Here is a 21,384-nt window from a genome sequence, read left to right on the forward strand (position 1 = left end):
GTTCTTTTCTCCTTATTAATTAATTGAAATTTTAAAAACAACTTTTTTAACAGGTAAATCATTAACCCTAACCTTGGGTTGATGTAAATCTTCTGGTAAGGTAATTAAGCAAATTCCTGGTGTTAGACGAACAATTTGTTCATAATCACCAGCATAAAAAGCAATATCTTTTTCTTCATCGTAGGCTTTTGTGAGTTGAGTACTTTTTGTTGTTGAAACAGCCATATTTTCAGTATTTTCAAGAACCATATGAACATCTAAATATTTACAATGTGTTTCAAAAAAATCACCAGCAGTCCCATCAGCAAGATAAGTGAAACAATTACCAAAAACCTTATCATCAAAGATCGCAATGCTTCCTTCTTCAATATCTTTTAATGAAACGGTATTAAAATAGTCAATCAGATACTTTAAATTTGGAATAGCTCCAACATAAGATGATAAGTGATCGACATGGCTAATAATCATTTCTCTCCTCCTTTTATCTTGATTCGCTTACCTGTATCAGCATCAAAGAAATGTCCTTTTGTTACTTTAAAGGCAAGTTTTATTTTTTCACCTGCAGCAAGATAGTTATGTGCAGCTACTCTGGCTGAAAATTCTTGTTCCCCAACTCTACAATAAAGAATAGAGTCGCTTCCCAATAATTCAGACACAACTACCTCTGCTTCAACTATTGCATTAGGAAAGGTATCTTGGACAATTGGATCTGCTGAAATGTCTTCTGGTCGAATACCAAATATAACTTTTTTATTGGTGTAACCTTCTGTTTCTAATACTTTTTTAAATCCTAATGGCAATTCCAGATGAAGATTATTTTGGTCTTTGATACTATCTTGACCAACAGTAACTGTAAAGAAATTCATTGCAGGACTACCAATGAAACCAGCAACAAACATATTTTCTGGTTCATTGTAGAGTTCTTGAGGAGTTCCAACCTGCTCAATTCTTCCGATCGTCCCAGTACCAGCTTCATTTTTAGTAGCACTCATAATAACAATTCTATCAGCTAGAGTCATGGCTTCTGTTTGGTCATGAGTGACATAAATGGTTGTTGCTCCAATACGTCTATGGATTTTTGCAATTTCAGCACGCATGGAAACGCGAAGTTTCGCATCTAAGTTTGAAAGTGGTTCATCCATTAAAAAGACTTTGGCATCACGAACAATGGCACGTCCCATAGCAACACGTTGTCTTTGACCACCTGATAAATCTGCAGGTTTTCTTTTTAGAAATTCTGTCAATCCTAAAATAGTTGCCGCTTCATTGACTCTCTTATCAATATCATCTTTAGGATATTTTCGAAGTTTTAAGCCAAAAGCCATGTTTTCATAGACAGTCATATGAGGATAAAGTGCATAGTTTTGAAAAACCATGGCAATATCACGATCTTTTGGTGCGACATTATTAACTAATTTATCACCAATATAAAGCTCACCCTCAGTGATATCTTCAAGTCCTGCAATCATTCTTAGAGTGGTAGACTTTCCACAACCAGATGGACCAACAAAGACAATGAATTCTCGATCTTTAATCTCTAAATTAAAATTTTCAACGGAATAAAAATCGCTATTGGAATATTTTTTATAAAGGTTTTTCAAATTTAATTCCGTCATCATTAAGCTCCTTTTAATCTTTTATTCTTTTTAATGGCGTTAATAAATCGCTCAGCAATTTCTTTTGGACGCGTGATGGCACCACCAATAACAATTCCAGTTGGGTCTAACTCTTTTACAGCAATTAAATCCTCTACACTATGAATTTTACCCTCAGCAATAACATCAATACCTTCTTGACATAATTTTTTAATTAAGGCTAAGTCAGGTCCTTTTGTTTGTCGACTATAAGAAGTATAACCCGAAAGAGTTGTGCCAACAAAATCAACTCCAGCCCTGTAAGCTTCAAGACCTTCTTCAAAAGTACTGATATCTCCCATCAATAATTGGTTGGGATATTTCTCTTTTACCTTTTTAATAAATTCAGAAATGCTTAACCCATCATGGCGCTTTCGTTTGGTACAATCAAAAGCAACAACATCCACACCTATTGCTACTAAATCATCTATTTCAGACATTGTAGCGGTGATATAAGGCTCTTCTGGAGGATAATCCTTTTTAATAATCCCTATAATTGGTAAATGGGTGATTTCCTTGATTTCTGTAATATCTCGAACAGAATTGGCTCTAATGCCTACAGCACCAGCTTGTTCTGCAGCCAAAGCTAACCTTGGAATGATACCTCCCTCTTCAACGTAGAGAGGTTCACCTGGTAAGGCCTGACAAGAAACAATAATGCCATCTTTAATCAGGTTTTTAAAAGCTTCTTTTGTTAATCTTCCTGTCATTTATTTTCTACCTCCGAATTGGTAACGCTTACAAATTGATTATAAAACTTTTTGTATGCGCTTTCAATATATTGGTCGTAATTAAATTTTACTTGCAAAAAAAGACATCATTCTTTTCTACTTTGAAAGTACATTCACTCAAAACAAAAAGCAATAACTTTGTTGTTATTGCTTGTCTTTTATCATTTAAATTCATTTTTTATCATCAGGTGGAACAATAGTCTGATTGAAAAGTGTTAACTTTTCTTCTTTATTAATGGATAGGAAATAAGCATAAATAAAATCAATCATAAATAGTAAAGGCAATTGAGGTGAAATTCTTGTTCCTTGTTCCAAATTTCTAATAGAAGCCACTTCAACCACTTCATCAACATGGTCATTTCCTTGAGTTTGGGTTGTTAATAAAATACTTTTTGCACCTATTTTAGCAGCATTACGAAGAGCATTAACAACAATTTTAGTTTTTCCAGAAAGAGAAAAACCAATTACCAAACAAGAGTCATCAATAATACCACTCGTCCAAAGTAAATTATCTAAATCATGGATAGCTTCTGTTACTAATCCTAATCTGACAAATCTTATTTTGACTTCTTTAGCGACTAAACCTGAAAAACCTGTCCCATAAAGGTAGATACGTGAGGCTTCACTAAGCATTTTTGATATTCTTTCAAGTTGATCTTCATCAATGAGTGATTTTGTTTTTTCAATAATATCTTCGTAATCAAAGTAAATATTTGGTGTTAGATTATTTTTAAAATCTTTTAAATGTTCATTAAGGTATTTTTGACTATTACGATATTCAAAAATAAACTCACGGTACCCTTGATAACCCAATTTTTTTGAAAAACGTGTTAGCGCAGATTGAGTCGCATGAATTTTTCGAGAAATGTTTGTGGCTGACAAATCTTCTTCCTTTAATCCTTCATTCATAAAGAACAAGCCAACTGTTTTTTCAATATCAGTCATTGTTGAAAGTTTAGATTCGATGTAGCTAAGAATATTTTGATTATGATTCATACCAACCTCCCACTTGCTTGGCATCTTCTGCTACTATTATACCATAGGAAAAACTTTTTTATTTCTATAAGTTGAGAATGGTTAAGCAAACTCAAAACTATAATTCTTAGTATTGGTTCTTATAAATTCTATTGTTTTAAGATTAATCGAAAATTTGATAAAACAAAAAAGGTGATAGAAAACACTATCACCTTTTACTAACTTATTAAAACATTAAATTTTTGTTTTTGCATCATCCTTAGAAAGTAATTTTCCTTCTAAACCACCAAATGGATGTAAATCCCCAAATACTTCAATACGTCCAGTGTCTTTGACGCCACCAACTAAAACAACATCCCAGCCAGCTTTTTCAATGATTTCGGCAACTTTCTCACCAGCTTTTGCATCATCTGTGGCATAGAATAAAGTTACTTTCTTACCATCTTGCGTTTCAGTTGTATCCAATTGATCAGCTGGAAGAGTTCCAAATGCTTTGACGTAGTGACTTCCAGTAGGAACAACTTCAGCAATTTGTTGACCTGATGAAAGATTTTCTGGATTAAGACTTTTTACATTTCCTTCGTCATCAAATGCAATATTATTTGAAGGGTCAATGATGATTTTTCCTTCTAATTGTGCTTCATGTTCTTTGATAAAGTCTTTAAGGCCATCGAACCATAAAGCAATAACAACAGCATCTGCTGCTTTTAATGCTTCATTAACATCTTGAAAGGCTTCAACATTTTCTTTAAGGTCATTTACCAAGGCAAGTGATTTATCATAATCACTTCCAATGACAATAGTATCAATCCCATGATTAGAAAAACGTTTAATTAAACGTGAACCAATATTTCCTGTACCAACAACTGCGATTTTCATAATAAATATCTCCTTTTTTCTATTAGGCTACGTCCTCGCTTGAGTGGCTAACTGAGTAACTAAGAGACAATCAGTCATTAAGTGGTTCCGTACCGATGGTTTCATTCTACTGCTAAAAAAAGATAGTGTCAAAGAATATGTTTCGAAATTGAAACTTCTAATTATTATTTTCAAAGTCAGTTGAAATAACATTTCAGAATATAAGATAAAAACTTTTATTGGTAGCAAAATAGCAAAAGAGATAACTTCTGTTATCTCTTACTATTTAAATCTTATGATTACTTTTATTTAAGACAAAAGAATAAACTATCGGAGCGATTAAAATAATAATCGTTAAAGCAATAAACAACTCATTTGAAAGAGAGAAAAGAGAGATTGTTAGTAATAATATACCACCTATTACCCACATTTTAGCACTAAAGTCGTGAGTTTTTATCCAATTATTATCATTTGCTAAAGTCCAAGGCAGACGGATACCCAAACTATTATTACGTTTTGTCTTTGGTAGATAGTTTCCGATAATAATAATGAGAAGAGAAAGAGAAATTCTTAGTATAACTAGAACATTAAAACAACTATTTAAAGCATAAGAAATCATCATAATAATTAATATTAAAGACAATAAAGGCATAAACAGCAGAAGAAAAATAGCTAATTTCTTATTTTGATAGTTTTGTCTGGGATCTTTTGATAGAACAAAATAAGAAAATAATTCTATCATAAAAATAAAGCCAATAGAAACAAATAAAGCCATAAATTTATCAGTAAAATTATCTGGCTGATCAGCCACATTATAATGAATGGCAATTTTACTTGGTAATTGAGGATAATAATAGAGTGAAACAGCTAACGGTACAAGATATAACCATAAACTAAGTTTAAACCATTTCTTTATAGTATTCATAACGTCTCCTTATTTTTTAAAAAACATAATAAATCTTAAAACATCTTCAAAGACTGAAGCGTTCAGACTATAGTAACGGTAATTTTTCTCTTTTTCTAAAAAAATTAAATCTGCCTTTAATAAAACTGATAAATGGTGGGAAATGGTAGCATCTGAAACATCAAAATGTTGATGAATATCAGTAGCACTCATTCTACCCTTTTTCAGTAATGTTAAAATCTCTCTTCTTTTTTCATCGTTTAATGCTTTCAAGGTTTGATCAATTCCCATAGCAACTCCTTTGCTATTTAGATATATTTCTAATTAGGTTATTTATATTTTATATCTTTACCAATCTTTTGTCAAGACTATTTAGAAAGTTTTCTAAATAGAAAAGAAAAAAATCGTTGTTCTAAAGAACAACGATTCATTTTATTATTTAATGAAATGACTCTATTATTTAAGAGTTACTGAAGCACCAGCTTCTTCAAGTTTAGCTTTCATTTCTTCAGCTTCTGCAGCTGGAACACCTTCTTTGATGATGCCAGGAGCGCCATCTACAAGACCTTTAGCTTCTTTAAGACCAAGACCTGTGATTTCACGAACAGCCTTGATAACGCCAACTTTCTTGTCGCCTGCTGCTGTTAATTCAACGTCAAATGAATCTTTAGCAGCTTCTTCAGAACCGCCACCAGCTGCTGCTACAGCTACAGGAGCTGCTGCAGTTACACCAAATTCTTCTTCGATAGCTTTCACAAGATCGTTAAGTTCAAGGATTGAAGCTTCTTTAATTTCAGCAATAATGTTTTCAATGTTTAATGCCATTGTATTTTTCCTCCAAATTATGTTTTTAATAAATAGTAATGGTAGCCATTTAAGCTACAGTTAAACTGCTTAGGCAGCATCTTCTTTGTTTTCTGCAACTGCTTTGACAGCATAAGCAACATTTCGAACTGGTGCTTGAAGAACAGAAAGAAGCATAGAAAGAAGACCTTCTCTGTTTGGCAATTTAGCAAGTGCGATAATATCTTCTTTAGAAGATACTTCACCTTCAATTGCACCACCTTTGATTTCAAGTGCTTTAGCAGTTTGTGAAAAATCATTGATGATTTTAGCTGGTGCAATCACATCTTCATTTGAAAATGCAATAGCTGTTGGACCAACAAAAACATCTTCAAGATTGTTAAGACCTGCTTTTTCAGCAGCACGACGTAAGATAGCGTTTTTAACCACTTTAAATTCGATGTCGCTTTCACGCAAGTTACGACGAAGAACAGTATCTTGTTCAACAGTAAGACCACGTGAATCTACAATAACAATACTTGCAGCTGCTTTCATTTTTTCAGCATAAAAATCAACAAGTTCTGCTTTTTTTGCAATATTTGCTTGACTCATTAGTGTTTTACCTCCGTTATTATTTTTGGCTAGACACAAAAAAATCGCATCTAAACCCAGACACGAAAGTACAATCCGTTTATTAACGTTTTGTGCCTCGGTAGGAATATTATGAGCGAACTCCCCTACTGTCTTAGGTCAGTTTATTTAAAACCTTTGTTATTGTAACACTTTATATGTCGTCTGTCAATCTTTTTCTCCTAAAATAAACAAAACATTTTTCTAACCTTTTTATGAAAACTAAAAACTCTACAATCATAACAGTTAAACTTTAGATTGTAGAGTTTTAGTGTGCTAATTTTTAGCTTGTATCTGTATGAACATTGCTAATTACAGTTCATTGTCACGTCTTTTTCTGCCATAGCCATATAAAGCGAGTGACGATAAAGCTACGATTGTTCCTAGAATTGTTGAGCTTGAATCATCACCAGTGTTTGGTAGACTCTTAGCTTGTGCTGTTGAAGAAGCTTGGTCAGCTTTCTTCTCAGCCTGCTTACCATCTTTACTCATTGGCGCTAATTTACCATCAAAGGCTAGTAACTCATAGCTTGGCGCGTCTGATGGTACCTTACTTTCTAATGTTCCTTCAAAGACTGGCTTATCTTGCGCTTTTGGCGCCACTTTTGGTACAGATGTTTCTGGAACAAAATCTGATTCCGGCAGCTCATAGTTTGGTGCGTCTGATGGTACCTTACTTTCTAGTGTTCCTTCAAAGACTGGTTTATCTTGCGCTCTTGGTGCGTCCGATGGCACTCTTGTTTCTCTCACTTGATAAACAATTCCATACTCACTAAAGTGTTTCGCCACAAAGACAACCCCTCGACGAGTCACACCATTACTGTCCTCAAAGCTTGTCATCGTAAAGTCAAGCTCTTCTTCTTGGTCAGTATTTGGGAGGTATACTACTTTAGCCACTGTTTTGCCGTCATCAATTGGCATGATAACAAGTGTATCTTTGAGTGGACTAATAGCTTCACCTTTAGCATCTACTAGTGAGATGTCAAAGAGGTCATAGTCTTGATCTTTAAGAACATTTGGTGTGTTTGGATCTTTGGTTTCTTTATGACCAACACTAATTCCTTCGATTGCTGCGATTTCACCAACTTCTAGCTGAACTGAAACACCTGATGCATCATCTTTTAATTCACGTTTTTCTGTTGAAAAGGCTAGTTCTGGTAAGTCATTGACGACGCCACTACCATTGCTAAATTCAATTGATGGTTTATCTTCAGCTGTTAGTGGTTTAGCCAATGCTATTTCTGCAACAACTTCTTTATCACTAGCATCAGTAGGGTTAACTGCTACTAAACGTTTGTAATTAAAGGTTTCAGTCTTTTCTTCTTCAAGATTTAGACTATTTAAGTATGAAACAACAGTTTCTAAGATTCCACTAGTCATGACATTATTTTCAACAGCACGATCAGCAACGCTAACAGCCTTGTCAATGAGAGTTCTAAATGAATCAAATTGAGCATCTGCTACACGCTCTTTAGCTTCTGTTAATGGTTGAATGTCTAGAGTAGTTTCTGCCACCACAGGACGTAAGAATTGTAATTCAGCAGCTGAAAGGAATCTATTTCCTCCCCCACCGTGAGAAGCAGTTCCTGTCAAGATAATCTTCTTAGCATTGATTGTTTTACCAAAATCAATCACCTTAGCTTTAGAATCAGAAGCCCAGTTGCTTGCTGTAAAGGTTTCTTCTTGACCATCAGCATTAGTAACCACTAGTGTTAAGTCACGAATAATACCATTTGGACCTGATTGACGAGGGACATATCTAAATCCAGTAATTTCTTTTGGTGTATTAAGAATCATTGTTGCTGGTTGACCCACATGACCACCACTCCAAGGAGTATGCCATAAGGTTGACAGGTTACCATCAAATGCTTTAGCGAGTTCTTCGCCCGGTTGACTTGGCGCTTCTAACGATTCAAAGTCAGACGCAACTAAAGCAATTTGTTTTAAGGTTAAGCCTTTTTTAGCTTCCTCAACCCTGTTAATTAATTGACGGGCTTCCTCAACACTAATAGCATCATCTGCTGCAAGTAGTGGGAAGAGGCTTTCTTTGACACGATTTAATGAATCTTGTGTATACATTGTTTGTGATACAATTGGAAGACTATTTTTAAGGTGCTCTTCAACTAATATCTTACCGGTAACAATCACTTCTTCAATTTGAAGTCTATCCATGATAAAGTCATTGTATCCTCTAAAGTTAGCATTTCCGCCAGCATCACCCTTAGTATCGCTTGGATTAGCAGTTGAATAGATTCCAATCCATGTTTGACCTGATTCATCACCTGTTACAAGATAACTAATTCTCTTAGCACTGTCAGAATTTTCCCAGCTGTTTGGCAGTTCATGCATTGTGACATTGCTCATGTCTCTAGTCCAACGACCGTTAGCTAATCTTGCTGCTTCTCCTTTACCAATTGCAAAGGCATAGGTGTTGTTAGAACCAGCTTCATAGTCAAAGGTAATACGGTAAGTTTTACCTGCTTCAAAACGGAAGTTTTGAGGAACAGTTTGGTAAAGAAGGGCTTGTCTTGTAACAAGACCGTTAGTCTTAAGTGACCAATCTCCTTCGATAACATCAGATACTTTTTTACCATTCCATCCTCGTTGGGTGTAAGGCTCATGTTTTTCTGATAAGTGGGTACGGTTATCTTCAACGTTTTCAACATCACCAATAACAAATGGGAAGATTCCTTGTCCAACATTTTCAAAGTCTTGTTTGAAAATACCGATAGCAGTATCATGGCCATCACCATACATTGACGATTCATTTTCAAAGATTCTGATTTCATCAAAGTAGCTAGCTTCTGTACCTGCATCACGACTAAGTGTTAAAGTTACCTTAGACGCGTCACTTCCTGTAGTGAAGAAGACATACATGTTTTGGAAGTAACTTGTATTGTTAATGGTTGCATTTTGATTATTAGTATTGTGCGCATAAGCTTTAACATAGTTTTTAGCAATTGATTTATTAGTGAAATTGGTAATTTCTTTTTCACCAGTATTCACAGTAATACTTGCTTTGGCATCACTTCTGTTATCAATACCAACATAAACCGCATATTTAGTATTTGGTTTCAAATCAGTTAAAGTTTGCGTTAAACTAATTTTTTCCGTATTGTTCTCAATACGGAGCATATCATTAGCACCTTGAGATTTAACAATTTGAGCTTTGGTTTGATCACCTTCAATTTTCCAGTGAGCTAGAGTACCGCTATTAAAGCCTTGGTCATAGATATGCATACCATCACTCCAAGACATTTCTTTGTTGGTTTGAGGTGTACGGTATAAAACATAAGGTTGTGCTGAATCTAAATCAAGTGTAATAGTACCATTGACAACAGCAATCTCTTGCTCTTCAACTTTACCAAGGTCAGTCAGTTTGTAGAGGTAAACTTTGTCACCTGACCAAGTATCTGGTAAAGTCCATGTTGTTGCACCAGTATCAGTATTAAAGTAATACATTTTCTCTTGGTCTGTAGCAAGTGCATTACCATTAGCATCCCAGTTCCAAGGTGCTAAGTAAGCTGAACCGTCTTGGATAACACGACCATTTAAGGTGACTTTACGTTGACGATAAAGTGGACTTGTCACATCATTAGATTTACGTTCTAAGACAAGAAGATTACCTTTATCATCTTTTAATTTAATTTCCATTTCTGGTGTCCAGCTGTAAGTTTGCCCGTTGTCAGACATTGTAACAGGTGTACCATTCTTCCAGCTAATTACTTTAAAGTGTTGGATATATTTTGTCATGACATCGTGTTCAAAGAGGTTTGTGACATAACCATTATAATCACTACGTCCTTGCCAACCTTCAAAGTCTTTCATGCTATATCCACCAAGAAGTGGGTAGTTTGCTGCACCACCATATCTTGGATAATCACCAACCCATGAATCCTTTTGGTGGTTACGGATAAAGCGAACAATATTACTGTTAATTCCTTTATTGGTGTAGCCACCATAAGTTAAGTCAGCTGCCCAGTGTTGGAAGGTAGAGTCGTATTCACCACCATGACCCCATTCAATAGCAAAACGCCAGCCTTGTCTGATAATTTCCTCAGCAAGTACCCTAGTTGCCCAAGCACCATTATCACCTGATTGGCCATTACCCCAAACGTCAACATAAATGAAGTCAAGACCTTCACCAAGTTCTTTCTTCAGGTCTTCCCAACGTTTTAAACGACCATGTGCCAAGTCATAAGCTGCGTCAATATTGATACCTTGGTCAATCCAGTTCCAACCATAGCTATAGCTACCATCGGCATTTTTTCTAAGAATATCTTCACTAAAGTATTTAGATTCTGGATAAGTTTCTGAAGCATTAACGTGAATACCAAGTTTAGCACCGTATTCTTGTGCTTTGGCAATCAAAGTCTTGAAGTCTTCAGTACCACCAATACGCTTACCAATATCAGCATAGTTTAAATGACCTGAATCATGTCCTTCACTACCATAACCTTTAAGAAGAACACCTTGACCTAAACCATCAGTATGAAGAGCAATTTTCTTAATACCATCTAAAGTCATTAAAAATGGATTTTGCGCTTGAGAACCAAAGTTCATCGCAATACGATAAGCAGTGATGTCTTTAACTTTTTCCCAACCTTGAGGGTTATTCATGATGTTGCGATATTCAATTGCACTATCTTGCCAATCGACAACACCATCATCGTTAGCGTCTTCAGTAAGGACAACTTTAGCACTAGGTAACATTAAAGTGTATTCTGGGTAAACTAAACCTTTATATGCTTTTTGCCAGTCCCATGGAGAGCTCTTAATACCAACATAGTTAGCATTTCCTACAGTTTGTTTTTCAGCAGTTAAACGGGTAAAGTCCCCTTGACCACCACCAAAGCTGTATTGAGAGTTACTCCAAACTCCGGCAGCTAGTTTATTGCTTGAAACAAATCCATACATGTAACCTTGTCTATTAAGATTGTTCATTGGATTTGTAACATTTTGATGAACATCACCAACAACATGAGTGTTGTTTGACATGAATGAACCGTCAAATTTTGCCCCTTCTTCTTGACTAGAAACAGATACTAGAGTATTTCCAAGGAAATCAATAGAAGATAAGAGTTTTCTAGTGTCATCAATTTGCTGACCAGCTGTTACTTCATTATGGTTTGTAATATTAGTCACATCAAAGTGAAGTTGATTATCAACAACCTTCAAGCGAACAGTCATATCAGCATTGATAAGATGCTCTTCACTACGTAGTTGTAGAGTATATTCTACGGTGCTATTATCAATTTTTTGATAAGTTACAGTAGGTGTAAGAGTATGACCATTAACAGCCACTTGATTAATGGATTGTACTTGTCCAGTCAATTTGTGACCATTAAGAGTATATTCTTTTACTCTTGGAAAGGCAGTATCAATAAGGGCATCTAAACGTCCAGAACTAATGGTTTCATAAACCACATTTTGGTCGTTGACATCACTACCAGTATCTGGAGCATCAGGTGTATCTTGACCAACACCAGATTGGTTGTCAGATTTAATCAAGACTTTGGTTAGTTGTGTGTTATAAGTACCAGCTTTAAGTAAAATTTTCTTACTATTTAAAGCTTCCATAACAGATTGTTGTAAGGTTAATGTATCAAATAATTTTTCACCATTATTGGTTGCATTTAATTGTCCATCTGATTTTAAGGTAACAACTAAATCATTGATGCTGTCATGTGATGGCGCTGCTACACGATTTTTAAGATAGTCTCCACGACCATTCACTTTATATTCCCAGAACCAACCTTGTGCATCATAACCAACAAAAATATGGTTGTTGGCATCTTGGTGTTTCAAATAAACACCAAAGCGGCCTTCATTTGTTTGTGATTTTTCTTTAAAGTTAATAGAAACCGAGGCATTGCCAGCTTCATCAACACTTAAACCATTCTTTTCAAATAAAGCGGCGTTTGCAGCATTATTATTGTTATTTGTTGAAGCCAATTCATTGTAACGAACACCAGCTTCTTCAACAACTTTTACAGTTCCTTGGTTAGCAGCTGTATCAACAGTTTTCCACTCAGCAACAACTTCTTCTTGTTCATTTGAAGGTGTTGTGTCTGATGAATTACTACCAGTATTATTGCTACCTTCAATTTCTTCTTGGGTTGCAGCTCTAACACCTACTAATACCTTAGTCAATTCATTGTTATATGTGCCAGCTTTTAAAACAATACGTTTTTCATCTTTCAAGTTTTCTTTAACTGGTTCAGGAAGTGTTAAGGCAGAAAATAGTTCTTGTTTTGCAGCTGTTTCAGCATTTGTCAATTCAGCTGTTAAAACACCAGCAGAAGTAAGGTTAACTTTTAGTTGATGATAACTATTCTTTTGAGGCGCTGCTACTCTTTGTCCTTGATACCAAAGACTACTACCAGGGCTTTTATATTCCCAGAACCATCCTGCTTTATCATAACCAACAAAGATATTATTGTTTGCATCTTTGTGTTTTAAAAAGACACCAAAACGTCCTTCATTTGGTTCAGACTCTTCTTTGATAAGAAGAGTTACTTGAGCTGTTCCATCTTGTGCTACTGAAAGACCTTCTTGTTCAAACAAAGCTACTTTGTCACCATTGTTATTTGCTGTTGTGGATGAAAGACGGTTAAAAAGAACGCCATGTTCAACAACTTTTTCAACGGTTCCATGATTAGCTGTTGCTTCTACTGTCTTCCATTCTTTATTTTCATTAGTTGCTTCTTCAGTAGGTGCATCGGTTTCTTCTGCTGCTGTTGCTTGATCATCAGCCTCACTTGTTTCAGTTTCAACCTCTTCTTTTTCATTAGCTACTGGTGATTCCTCTACAGGTGTATTAGCTTCCGTTGCTTCAGCTTCTGATGTTGGAGAGGCTTCATCAGATGTAGCTTCTAACGGTACAACTTCTCCAGGACTTTCCTCAGTATTTGTTACTATAGCAGAAGTTTCAACTTCATTACCCTCAACAGTATCAGCAGAAACATTTGCAACACCTAAAAAAGAAAGCCCAATCATTACTGAGAATGCACCCAAAGAAAACTTACGAATTCCATATTTACACTTTTTTTCAAAAATGTGCTTTTTCATCAAATCCTCCTTATAAATTACACAAAGTAAGCGATTACATTTTAAAGATAAAAATAAACATTGTCAAATGAAATGTTAACTAAATTATTGATACTTTTCCCCCTTAATAGAATTTAATATATTAATTGCTACTAGTATATCAATTTCAAAAAGAATAATCAACCTTTAAAACGATTTAATTCGAATTAATTCCCATAAATTAGCGACAATAAGTAACTTTTTTACATAGAAAAAACCCTTACAATAATGTAAAGGTTTCTGTTATTAATAAGCAACACTTAGTAAGATAAAACTAGCTATAAATAAGAAAGAATCTTGTCCCAAGAGAGATCAAAACCTGTTTTATCAACGGAAGAAAAGATAATAAAATCATCTGAAGCATCAAAATCCAAGGCTTTTTTTATCATTGATTCGTGTTTGTTCCATCTACCACGTGACACTTTGTCAGCTTTTGTAGCAACGATAATGACAGGAATTTCATAGTATTTCAAAAACTCATACATCTGAATATCATCAACTGATGGCTCATGTCTAAAATCTACTAAACTGACAACAACTTTTAAATTTTCTCTCGTCACAAGATATTCTTCAATCATTTTACCCCATTTGGCTCGCTGAGATTTTGAAACCTTAGCATAACCGTACCCAGGAACATCAACAAAACGTAATTGATTATCTATATTGTAGAAGTTTAATAATTGTGTTTTACCGGGTTTGCTAGAGGTTCTAGCTAAATTTTTTCGGCTTAAAAGTGTGTTGATGAAACTGGATTTTCCAACATTGGAACGACCAGCCAAGGCAACTTCAGGAAGATTGTCCTTTGGATAATGTTCCTTAGAAGCTGCACTTAGTAAAATAGAAGCATTGTGAGTATTAATTTCTGACATTATTTTCTCCCTAAGATGCCGTTTCTAAAATAGGTTCTTCAAGTCCTTCCACAGCACCTTTAGTAATGCGAATGGTTGCAATATCTTCTTGACTAGGAACTTCAAACATGATATCAAGCATGATTTCCTCAATAATTGACCTTAACCCACGCGCACCAGTCTTTCTTTGAATCGCCTTTTTGGCAATTTCTTGTAAAGCTTCTTTTTCAAATTCAAGAGAAACTCCGTCATATGATAACAAGGTTTGGTACTGTTTAACCAAGGCATTTTTCGGTTCTGTTAAAATCAAAACTAAGTCCTCAACAGTTAACTGCTCAAGTGCAGCTGTTACTGGAAGACGACCAATTAACTCAGGTATTAAGCCAAATTTTTGAATGTCTTCTGAAACAATTTCTTGCATATATGAAGAAAAATCATCAATTTTCTTGTTGTTTTGACCAAAGCCAATAATTTTTTCACCCAGTCTTTGTTTGACTATTTCTTCAATACCATCAAAAGCCCCACCAACAATAAATAGAATATTCTTAGTGTTGATTTGAATCATTTCTTGTTGTGGGTGTTTACGTCCACCTTGAGGAGGCACACTCGCAACCGTTCCTTCAATAATTTTTAAAAGCGCTTGTTGAACACCTTCACCTGAAACATCTCTGGTTATTGAGACATTTTCACTTTTCTTAGCAATCTTATCAATCTCATCGACATAGATAATGCCACGCTCAGCTCGTTCAACATTATAGTCTGCTGCTTGAATAAGTTTCAATAAGATGTTTTCAACATCTTCACCGACATAACCAGCCTCAGTTAAAGCAGTTGCATCAGCAATAGCAAAAGGAACATTGAGACTCTTTGCTAGTGTTTGTGCTAAGAATGTCTTACCAGAACCTGTTGGTCCAATCATTAAAATATTAGATTTTTGTAATTCAACATCTTCAATATCTTGTGTTTGAGCAAAGCTAATTCGCTTGTAATGATTATAAACGGCTACTGCCAAAGCTCTTTTAGCTCTTTCTTGACCGATAACATATTGATTTAGAACGTCTAACAGATCTTTTGGTTTTGGAATATCGGAAAGATCTGCCAAAATTTCCTCTGCCATCTCTTCTCTAATGATTTCTTGTGATAATGCGACACATTCGTTACAAATAAAAACACCATTCCCAGCTATTATTTTCTTAACTTGTTCTTGATTTTTTCCACAAAAAGAACAATATACTTTAATGTCACTTGTTGTTTTGTCAGCCATGTTTCCCTCAATCTTTAATTTTTCATTTTTTAAAATAATTTCCCATTAAAAGCTTGTATGGTTGCTACTAGATTTGATAAGGCATTTAACAAAAATAAAATCAGTAGACCATAACGCTTCTTTTTATAAACAATCCCTGCACAAATAAGACAGATAACTAATAAGGAGGCGGTGAAAACTCCAAATATACTATTTAACATCTAGTCATTACTCTCCTTTTTAGGCATTTTTCAAAAATATCAACTGTAAAACTGTAGTTATTTTTATCATCCTTGGGATAAAATTGTGTTGATTTTAATTGAAATTCTACAAACTCTAAAGTCGGAAAATAGGCATCTCCTTCAAACTTTCCATGGATTGTTGTTCTTATTAATTGATGATAAAGTCCATCAAATGCTTTATAAATGGTTTCGCCACCAACAATAAATAAGTCATCGTCTTGATTTTCAAACCATTCTAAAACATCAGAAACACTAGATAAAATGGTGACTCCATCAGCCTTATAAGTATCATCACGACTTAAAATAATGGTTTGCCTCCCTGGTAGAACACGCTTATTCATCCCTTCAAAAGTCACGCGTCCCATCAAAATGGTATGCCCAAAGGTAACTTCTTTAAAATGATTTAATTCTTTGGGTAAAAACCATGGTAGTTTACCATTTTTCCCAATTAAATGATTTTCATCTTCTGCCCAGATAGCAATTATTTTTTTTGTCATGTAATAGATACCTTTTCATGTTAGTATCTATCATTCTATCAAATTTTTCTAAAAATTGCATAGAAAAAACGACTAGCCTTAGATGGCTAAGTCGAATTTTAATTGTGGTTGTGTCGGATGATAATCAACTAATTCAAAATCTTCTGGTTTAATGTCAAAGAAATTGGTTTTATCTGGCACATTTAGTATCAAACGCGGTTTGATGTCAGAACCTTCTCGATTTAGTAATTCTTTGGCTTGTTCGAATTGATTATCATAAATGTGAAGGTTATTGACGAAATAGAAAAATTTACCCACTTGCCAACCAAAATGTTTGGCAATCATCATTTGAAGGGCAACATATTGCATGGCATTGATGTGATGAGCAACAAGCATATCATTACTTCTTTGTGTCAGAGTAGCATCTAAATAAATGGTTTCTCCAACCCGTCTCACATCAAACATGGTTTGAAAGGCACAAGGCAGTAAGCCACCTGATTGATCAAAAGCCTCATAGTCCCACAATGATATAACATTTCGTCTATTCCAGGGATTATCAGCTAATTGCTTTAGTATTTTATTGATCATATCATGTTTTTTAACAATGGCACCGTAACGCTCACCAATGGTACCGCTATTGTCAACTTCCCAATCATTCCAATATTTAACACCGTATTTTTCATTTAAAACTTCTAAATCATTGGTCTGATCTTGATAAATCCAAAAAACTTCCTTGATGGCTGATTTAATTGGAATTGGTCTTAGAGTAGTTATTGGAAACTCTCCTTTGGAGAGGTCATATTCAGCAAAACTACCTGTAATATATTTAGAGTTAGCTGTTTTACCATCCTTATATTTAGGACGTGCCTTTTCACTCCAAGCACCTTCACCAAGTATTTTTTTAATATTTTCCTTAAAAATAGTATCTGCTTTAATCATCATATTATCCTAAACGACGTGTTGTAAATTTTTCTTGACGAGATCTCAAAATACCAAAAACGGTTGACCCAAAACCAAGCACAGAAAAAAGATAAATCATTCCTAAATTAGTCCAGTAGATAGAAGAATCGATATAACCTTCTGCGACTAAATCATTAACTTCAGGAAAAATTTCAAAAAAGCTTACTTCATAATACCTTGCAATTGATAGAGCAATATCAGCCTGATTGGCCACATAAACCATAACTAGCATGATAATGACACTAATGGCAATGCCTTTTTTAGTGAGTCGTTTTCCAAGAAGTTCATATCCTGAAATGGTACTGACACCCATAATAACACCAGAAATAATGGAAACATAACCTAGTTGACCAATAATAACAATGGCAGCAACTCCAATCAAAGAACCAAGTAGAGCTCCAATAATTCCAGCTATCACATTCTCAGATTTTTGTGCTTCTTTTTGAATATCAATATTAAGTTCTGCAGTCATTTTAGCATAACTTTCTGGACTTAAGAAATTGACAACCCCACTAACAAGATAAATATCACTGTGATCAGATATTCCAGTCATTTCATCAACGTCGTCATACTGTTTGCTCTTAAAAAAAGAAACTGTTTCTTCAAGGGCTTGCTGAATGTTTTCAGCTGTTTTAGTCTTCGTTAATCCTGTTTTAATATCAAAAATAATTTTATAGTTCATTGGTGTAAAGCGCTTAATAACTTTTGAGCTTGCTTTTAATTCTCTATAGTCATCATCAACTACAGGTTGATTATTTTTCGCAAGAGAGAATAATAATTGATAAATTTTATTATCACCAGTTGGTATCACAGCAAAATGAAATCCATCTTTAACACCGTATAAAGTACCTGTTTCCTTATCTAACTGAAAACCTGTTGCATTTTTAACATTTTCTAAAACTGACATAAGTTCTCCTATTTCCTATATTAAACATTTTATTAACCTTTTATGACTATTTTATCAGAAAAAAAGCAAATGGACAACAAAGCTAAATGGCTTATTAAAAAGATTTGATACTTCAATGTTTCTTATCATCAATTTATTCTAAAATATGATAAAATGGACTTATGATTATTCCTAAGTCTAAAAAACGAGGAGATGACTTTTAATGATAACCATTGGAATTGATAAGATTGGTTTTGCTACCAGTCAATATATGTTAGAAATGAAGGAATTAGCTGTTGCTAGAAATGAAGACCCAGCTAAATTTAAAGAAGGACTTTTATTAGATGCACTTAGCATCTCACCAATCACAGAAGATATTGTGACACTAGCAAGCTCTGCTGCTAGTGATATTTTAACAGAAGATGACAAACAAACCATTGATATGATCATTTTGGCAACTGAGTCAAGCATTGATCAAAGTAAAGCCGCTAGTGTTTATGTTCATAGTTTATTAAACATCCAACCCTTTGTCAGAAGTATTGAAATGAAAGAAGCCTGCTATAGTGCCACTGCTGCACTTGATTATGCTAGACTTCACATTGAAAACCATCCAGACTCAAAAGTTCTAGTCCTAGCAAGTGATATCGCTAAATACGGAGTAAATACTTCAGGAGAACCTACCCAAGGAGCGGGTAGTATTGCTTTATTAATTAGTAAAGACCCACATATTTTGGCACTTCATAATAAAAGTGTTGCTCATACTCGAGATATAATGGATTTTTGGCGCCCTAATTATCGTGATACGCCATATGTTGATGGTATGTATTCTACCAAACAATATCTTGACACACTTAAAATCACTTGGCAAGAATACCAAAAACGTTTTGATGCTGAATTATCAGACTATGCAGCCTTTTGTTTCCACCTACCATTTCCAAAGTTAGCCCTTAAAGGACTAAATAAGCTCTTTACCAAAGAAACCAGCAAAGAAGTTAAGGAACGTTTGACTGATAATTTTTACCATTCTATCACTTATAGTAAAGTTGTTGGTAATATCTATACTGGTTCACTCTATCTTGGATTATTATCACTGTTAGAAAATAGTCCAACCCTAAAAGCTGACGACAAAATTATTCTCTTTAGTTATGGGAGTGGTGCTGTGACTGAAATCTTCAGTGGCCATCTTGTAGAAGGTTATAAAAATCATCTACAAGCTAATCGAATGACCCAATTACAAGCAAGAATAGCATTAAGTGTTAAAGAATATGAAGAAATGTTTTTTGAAGAACCAAAAATGGATGAAGAAGGTAATGCAAACTTTAAATCCTATAAAACTGGACCTTTTGCCCTTTCAGGTATTCAAAATCATCAAAGACAATATATTAGAGTAGATGAAAATGACAAAAATTAACTGGGCAGGATTTGCCAAAAAAAATCCAAAAGAACGTCTTTCTCAAATCAAACCATTACTTTCAAAAGAAAGTCACCATATTTTAGAAAATCATGTTTTATTAAAGCAAGAGATTGCTTCACAGATGGTTGAAAACACACTTGGAACATTTGCTCTTCCTTTTTCTGTTGTCCCTGAAATAGAAGTTAATCACAAAGATTATACTGTTCCTTTTGTCACCGAAGAACCTTCTGTTGTAGCAGCTTGTTCGTTTGCAAGTCAAATCATAAAACGTTCAGGTGGCTTTAAAGCTATCGTCCATAATCGTCAAATGATCGGGCAGATTGCATTATATGACATCAAAGACACTCATAGCGCCACAAAAGCTATTGAAAAGCAAAAGAAAGAGCTCTTAGACATTGCAAATAGTGCTCACCCTTCCATCGTTAAAAGAGGTGGTGGAGCATCTGATATCAAAATAAACCTTATTGAAGATGAAACACCTCTATTAGTGGTTCATATTTTGATTGATACCAAAGAAGCTATGGGGGCAAACATCGTTAATACCATGACTGAAGCTTTAAAACCTTATTTGGAAGCATTGACAAAGGGTAAAAGTTTGATGGCCATTCTTTCAAATTATGCCACTGAAGCTCTGGTAACAGCAAATTGTGCTATAGACTATCGTTTTTTAAATCGTGATAAGATAAAAGCAAAAGAATTGGCTGAAAAAATGGTGCTTGCGAGCAACTTTGCTAAAAAAGATCCTTATCGTGCTAGTACACATAATAAAGGGATTTTTAATGGTGTTGATGCTGTCTGTATCGCTACAGGAAATGACTGGCGTGCTATTGAAGCAGGTGCCCATGCTTATGCTTCTAGAAATGGACATTACGAGGGATTAACCACATGGCGATTAGATGAGGCTAATGAACAATTATTAGGAGAAATAACACTGCCACTTCCTCTTGCAACCAAAGGAGGCTCCATTGGTTTAAACCCAAGTGTTTTAGTAGCTTTTGATGTGTTAGGTAATCCTGATGCTAAAACGCTAGCAAGCATTGTTGCCTCAGTTGGTTTGGCACAAAATTTTGCAGCTTTAAGGGCTTTGGTTACAGAAGGAATTCAAGAAGGTCATATGAAACTTCATGCCAGATCTCTAGCTCTTCTTGCTGGAAGTCTTCCTGATGAAGTGGTCTTTGTTGTAGAATCATTATTAAAAGAAAAACACATGAATCTTTCTACTGCTAAAAAAATTCTTGAAAAATATCGTAACAATACTTTAGAATAAAAAAATTCTTGAAAAATATCGTAACAATACTTTAGAATAAAAAAATGGCTCTTTGTCAACTGTAGTGGGTGACTAGTCATCAAGATCGGGAGAGAATCACATTGATTCTCTCCCTTTTAATGTTCAAAGCGATGAGAATTTTTGTTTTAAAGTTGTTAAAGTTTCTAAAACCAAAGGCTTGTCTTTTGATATCTTTGATTAATTTATTAGTCGCTTCTAGTTTGGCGTTCGAATAAGGAAGTTCAAGTGCATTTGCGATAGATGCCTTATATTTTTTAAATGTTCTAAAAACCGTTTTAAAGGCTTTATTAACTAATTGGTAGTTATCGTCTATCAATGCCATAAACTGATGGGTATTCTTCTGTTGGAAATGAAAGAGTAAGAGTTGATAGAGATTGTAGTAATAGCGAAGTTCATCAGAGAACTGCAATGTTTTTCTCACGA

The 21,384-nt window shown here is 34.6% G+C and carries 18 protein-coding genes and 1 other annotated feature; of the genes, 2 read left to right on the top strand and 16 right to left on the bottom strand.

From position 1 onward, the window contains the following. Positions 1–15 precede the first annotated feature (15 nt). The 15 genes from N7659_RS02250 to N7659_RS02320 form a co-directional block, all read right to left on the bottom strand. Entirely contained in the window at positions 16–468 is a 453-nt protein-coding gene (locus tag N7659_RS02250; RefSeq protein ID WP_263275609.1) for a YhcH/YjgK/YiaL family protein, read from the bottom strand. After that, complete coding sequence (locus tag N7659_RS02255; RefSeq protein WP_263275610.1) at positions 465–1,616, bottom strand: ABC transporter ATP-binding protein; 1,152 nt, start codon at positions 1,614–1,616, stop codon at positions 465–467. The genes N7659_RS02250 and N7659_RS02255 overlap by 4 nt, the downstream gene beginning before the upstream one ends. Before the next feature lie 2 nt (positions 1,617–1,618). Next, positions 1,619–2,344, bottom strand: coding sequence for an N-acetylmannosamine-6-phosphate 2-epimerase (locus N7659_RS02260; protein ID WP_263275611.1), 726 nt, complete (start codon positions 2,342–2,344; stop codon positions 1,619–1,621). A 192-nt stretch (positions 2,345–2,536) separates the two neighbouring features. Further along, positions 2,537–3,361 carry a MurR/RpiR family transcriptional regulator gene (locus N7659_RS02265; protein WP_263275612.1) on the bottom strand — a complete coding sequence of 275 codons (825 nt, stop codon included), beginning with the start codon at positions 3,359–3,361 and terminating at the stop codon, positions 2,537–2,539. Positions 3,362–3,574: 213 nt separating this feature from the next. After that, entirely contained in the window at positions 3,575–4,228 is a 654-nt protein-coding gene (locus N7659_RS02270; protein WP_317629558.1) for an NADPH-dependent F420 reductase, read from the bottom strand. Positions 4,229–4,484: 256 nt separating this feature from the next. Beyond that, positions 4,485–5,123 (bottom strand): SdpI family protein, encoded by a 639-nt coding sequence (locus N7659_RS02275; RefSeq protein ID WP_263275613.1) that lies wholly within the window; start codon positions 5,121–5,123, stop codon positions 4,485–4,487. Between the two features lie 9 nt (positions 5,124–5,132). Continuing rightward, on the bottom strand, positions 5,133–5,393 hold the full coding sequence (locus N7659_RS02280; RefSeq protein ID WP_199567479.1) for an autorepressor SdpR family transcription factor: 261 nt from the start codon (positions 5,391–5,393) through the stop codon (positions 5,133–5,135). 165 nt (positions 5,394–5,558) lie between these two features. Next, on the bottom strand, positions 5,559–5,927 hold the full coding sequence (gene rplL, locus N7659_RS02285; RefSeq protein ID WP_263275614.1) for a 50S ribosomal protein L7/L12: 369 nt from the start codon (positions 5,925–5,927) through the stop codon (positions 5,559–5,561). Between the two features lie 69 nt (positions 5,928–5,996). Beyond that, positions 5,997–6,497, bottom strand: coding sequence for a 50S ribosomal protein L10 (rplJ, locus tag N7659_RS02290; protein WP_263275615.1), 501 nt, complete (start codon positions 6,495–6,497; stop codon positions 5,997–5,999). 29 nt (positions 6,498–6,526) lie between these two features. Beyond that, positions 6,527–6,653 (bottom strand) — a sequence feature (ribosomal protein L10 leader region). Between the two features lie 174 nt (positions 6,654–6,827). After that, entirely contained in the window at positions 6,828–13,586 is a 6,759-nt protein-coding gene (locus N7659_RS02295; RefSeq protein ID WP_263275616.1) for an endo-alpha-N-acetylgalactosaminidase family protein, read from the bottom strand. A gap of 296 nt (positions 13,587–13,882) precedes the next feature. Further along, a complete protein-coding gene (gene yihA, locus N7659_RS02300; RefSeq protein WP_263275617.1) occupies positions 13,883–14,473 on the bottom strand; it encodes a ribosome biogenesis GTP-binding protein YihA/YsxC in 591 nt (196 codons plus the stop codon). 10 nt (positions 14,474–14,483) lie between these two features. Continuing rightward, entirely contained in the window at positions 14,484–15,716 is a 1,233-nt protein-coding gene (clpX, locus tag N7659_RS02305; RefSeq protein ID WP_263275618.1) for an ATP-dependent Clp protease ATP-binding subunit ClpX, read from the bottom strand. A 193-nt stretch (positions 15,717–15,909) separates the two neighbouring features. Next, positions 15,910–16,434, bottom strand: a complete 525-nt coding sequence (locus N7659_RS02310; protein WP_263275620.1) for a dihydrofolate reductase — start codon at positions 16,432–16,434, stop codon at positions 15,910–15,912. A 78-nt stretch (positions 16,435–16,512) separates the two neighbouring features. Then, the gene (locus N7659_RS02315) at positions 16,513–17,352 is read right to left on the bottom strand and encodes a thymidylate synthase (RefSeq protein ID WP_263275622.1); all 840 of its coding nucleotides are present in this window, start codon (positions 17,350–17,352) and stop codon (positions 16,513–16,515) included. A gap of 4 nt (positions 17,353–17,356) precedes the next feature. Beyond that, a complete protein-coding gene (locus N7659_RS02320; protein WP_263275623.1) occupies positions 17,357–18,280 on the bottom strand; it encodes a hypothetical protein in 924 nt (307 codons plus the stop codon). 205 nt (positions 18,281–18,485) lie between these two features. Here N7659_RS02320 and N7659_RS02325 point away from each other — a divergent pair, with 205 nt between their 5' ends. Together N7659_RS02325 and N7659_RS02330 are read left to right on the top strand one after the other, a co-directional pair. Continuing rightward, a complete protein-coding gene (locus N7659_RS02325; protein WP_263275633.1) occupies positions 18,486–19,670 on the top strand; it encodes a hydroxymethylglutaryl-CoA synthase in 1,185 nt (394 codons plus the stop codon). Then, on the top strand, positions 19,657–20,940 hold the full coding sequence (locus tag N7659_RS02330; protein WP_263275624.1) for a hydroxymethylglutaryl-CoA reductase, degradative: 1,284 nt from the start codon (positions 19,657–19,659) through the stop codon (positions 20,938–20,940). The genes N7659_RS02325 and N7659_RS02330 overlap by 14 nt, the downstream gene beginning before the upstream one ends. Positions 20,941–21,019: 79 nt before the next feature. On the opposite strand, the gene N7659_RS02335 is transcribed toward N7659_RS02330, so the two are convergent. After that, on the bottom strand, positions 21,020–21,384 hold a 365-nt coding region (locus N7659_RS02335), incomplete at its 5' end, for a transposase (protein ID WP_263275625.1).

The sequence above is a fragment of the Streptococcus sp. CSL10205-OR2 genome (genome assembly GCF_025660655.1).
Taxonomy (GTDB): domain Bacteria; phylum Bacillota; class Bacilli; order Lactobacillales; family Streptococcaceae; genus Streptococcus.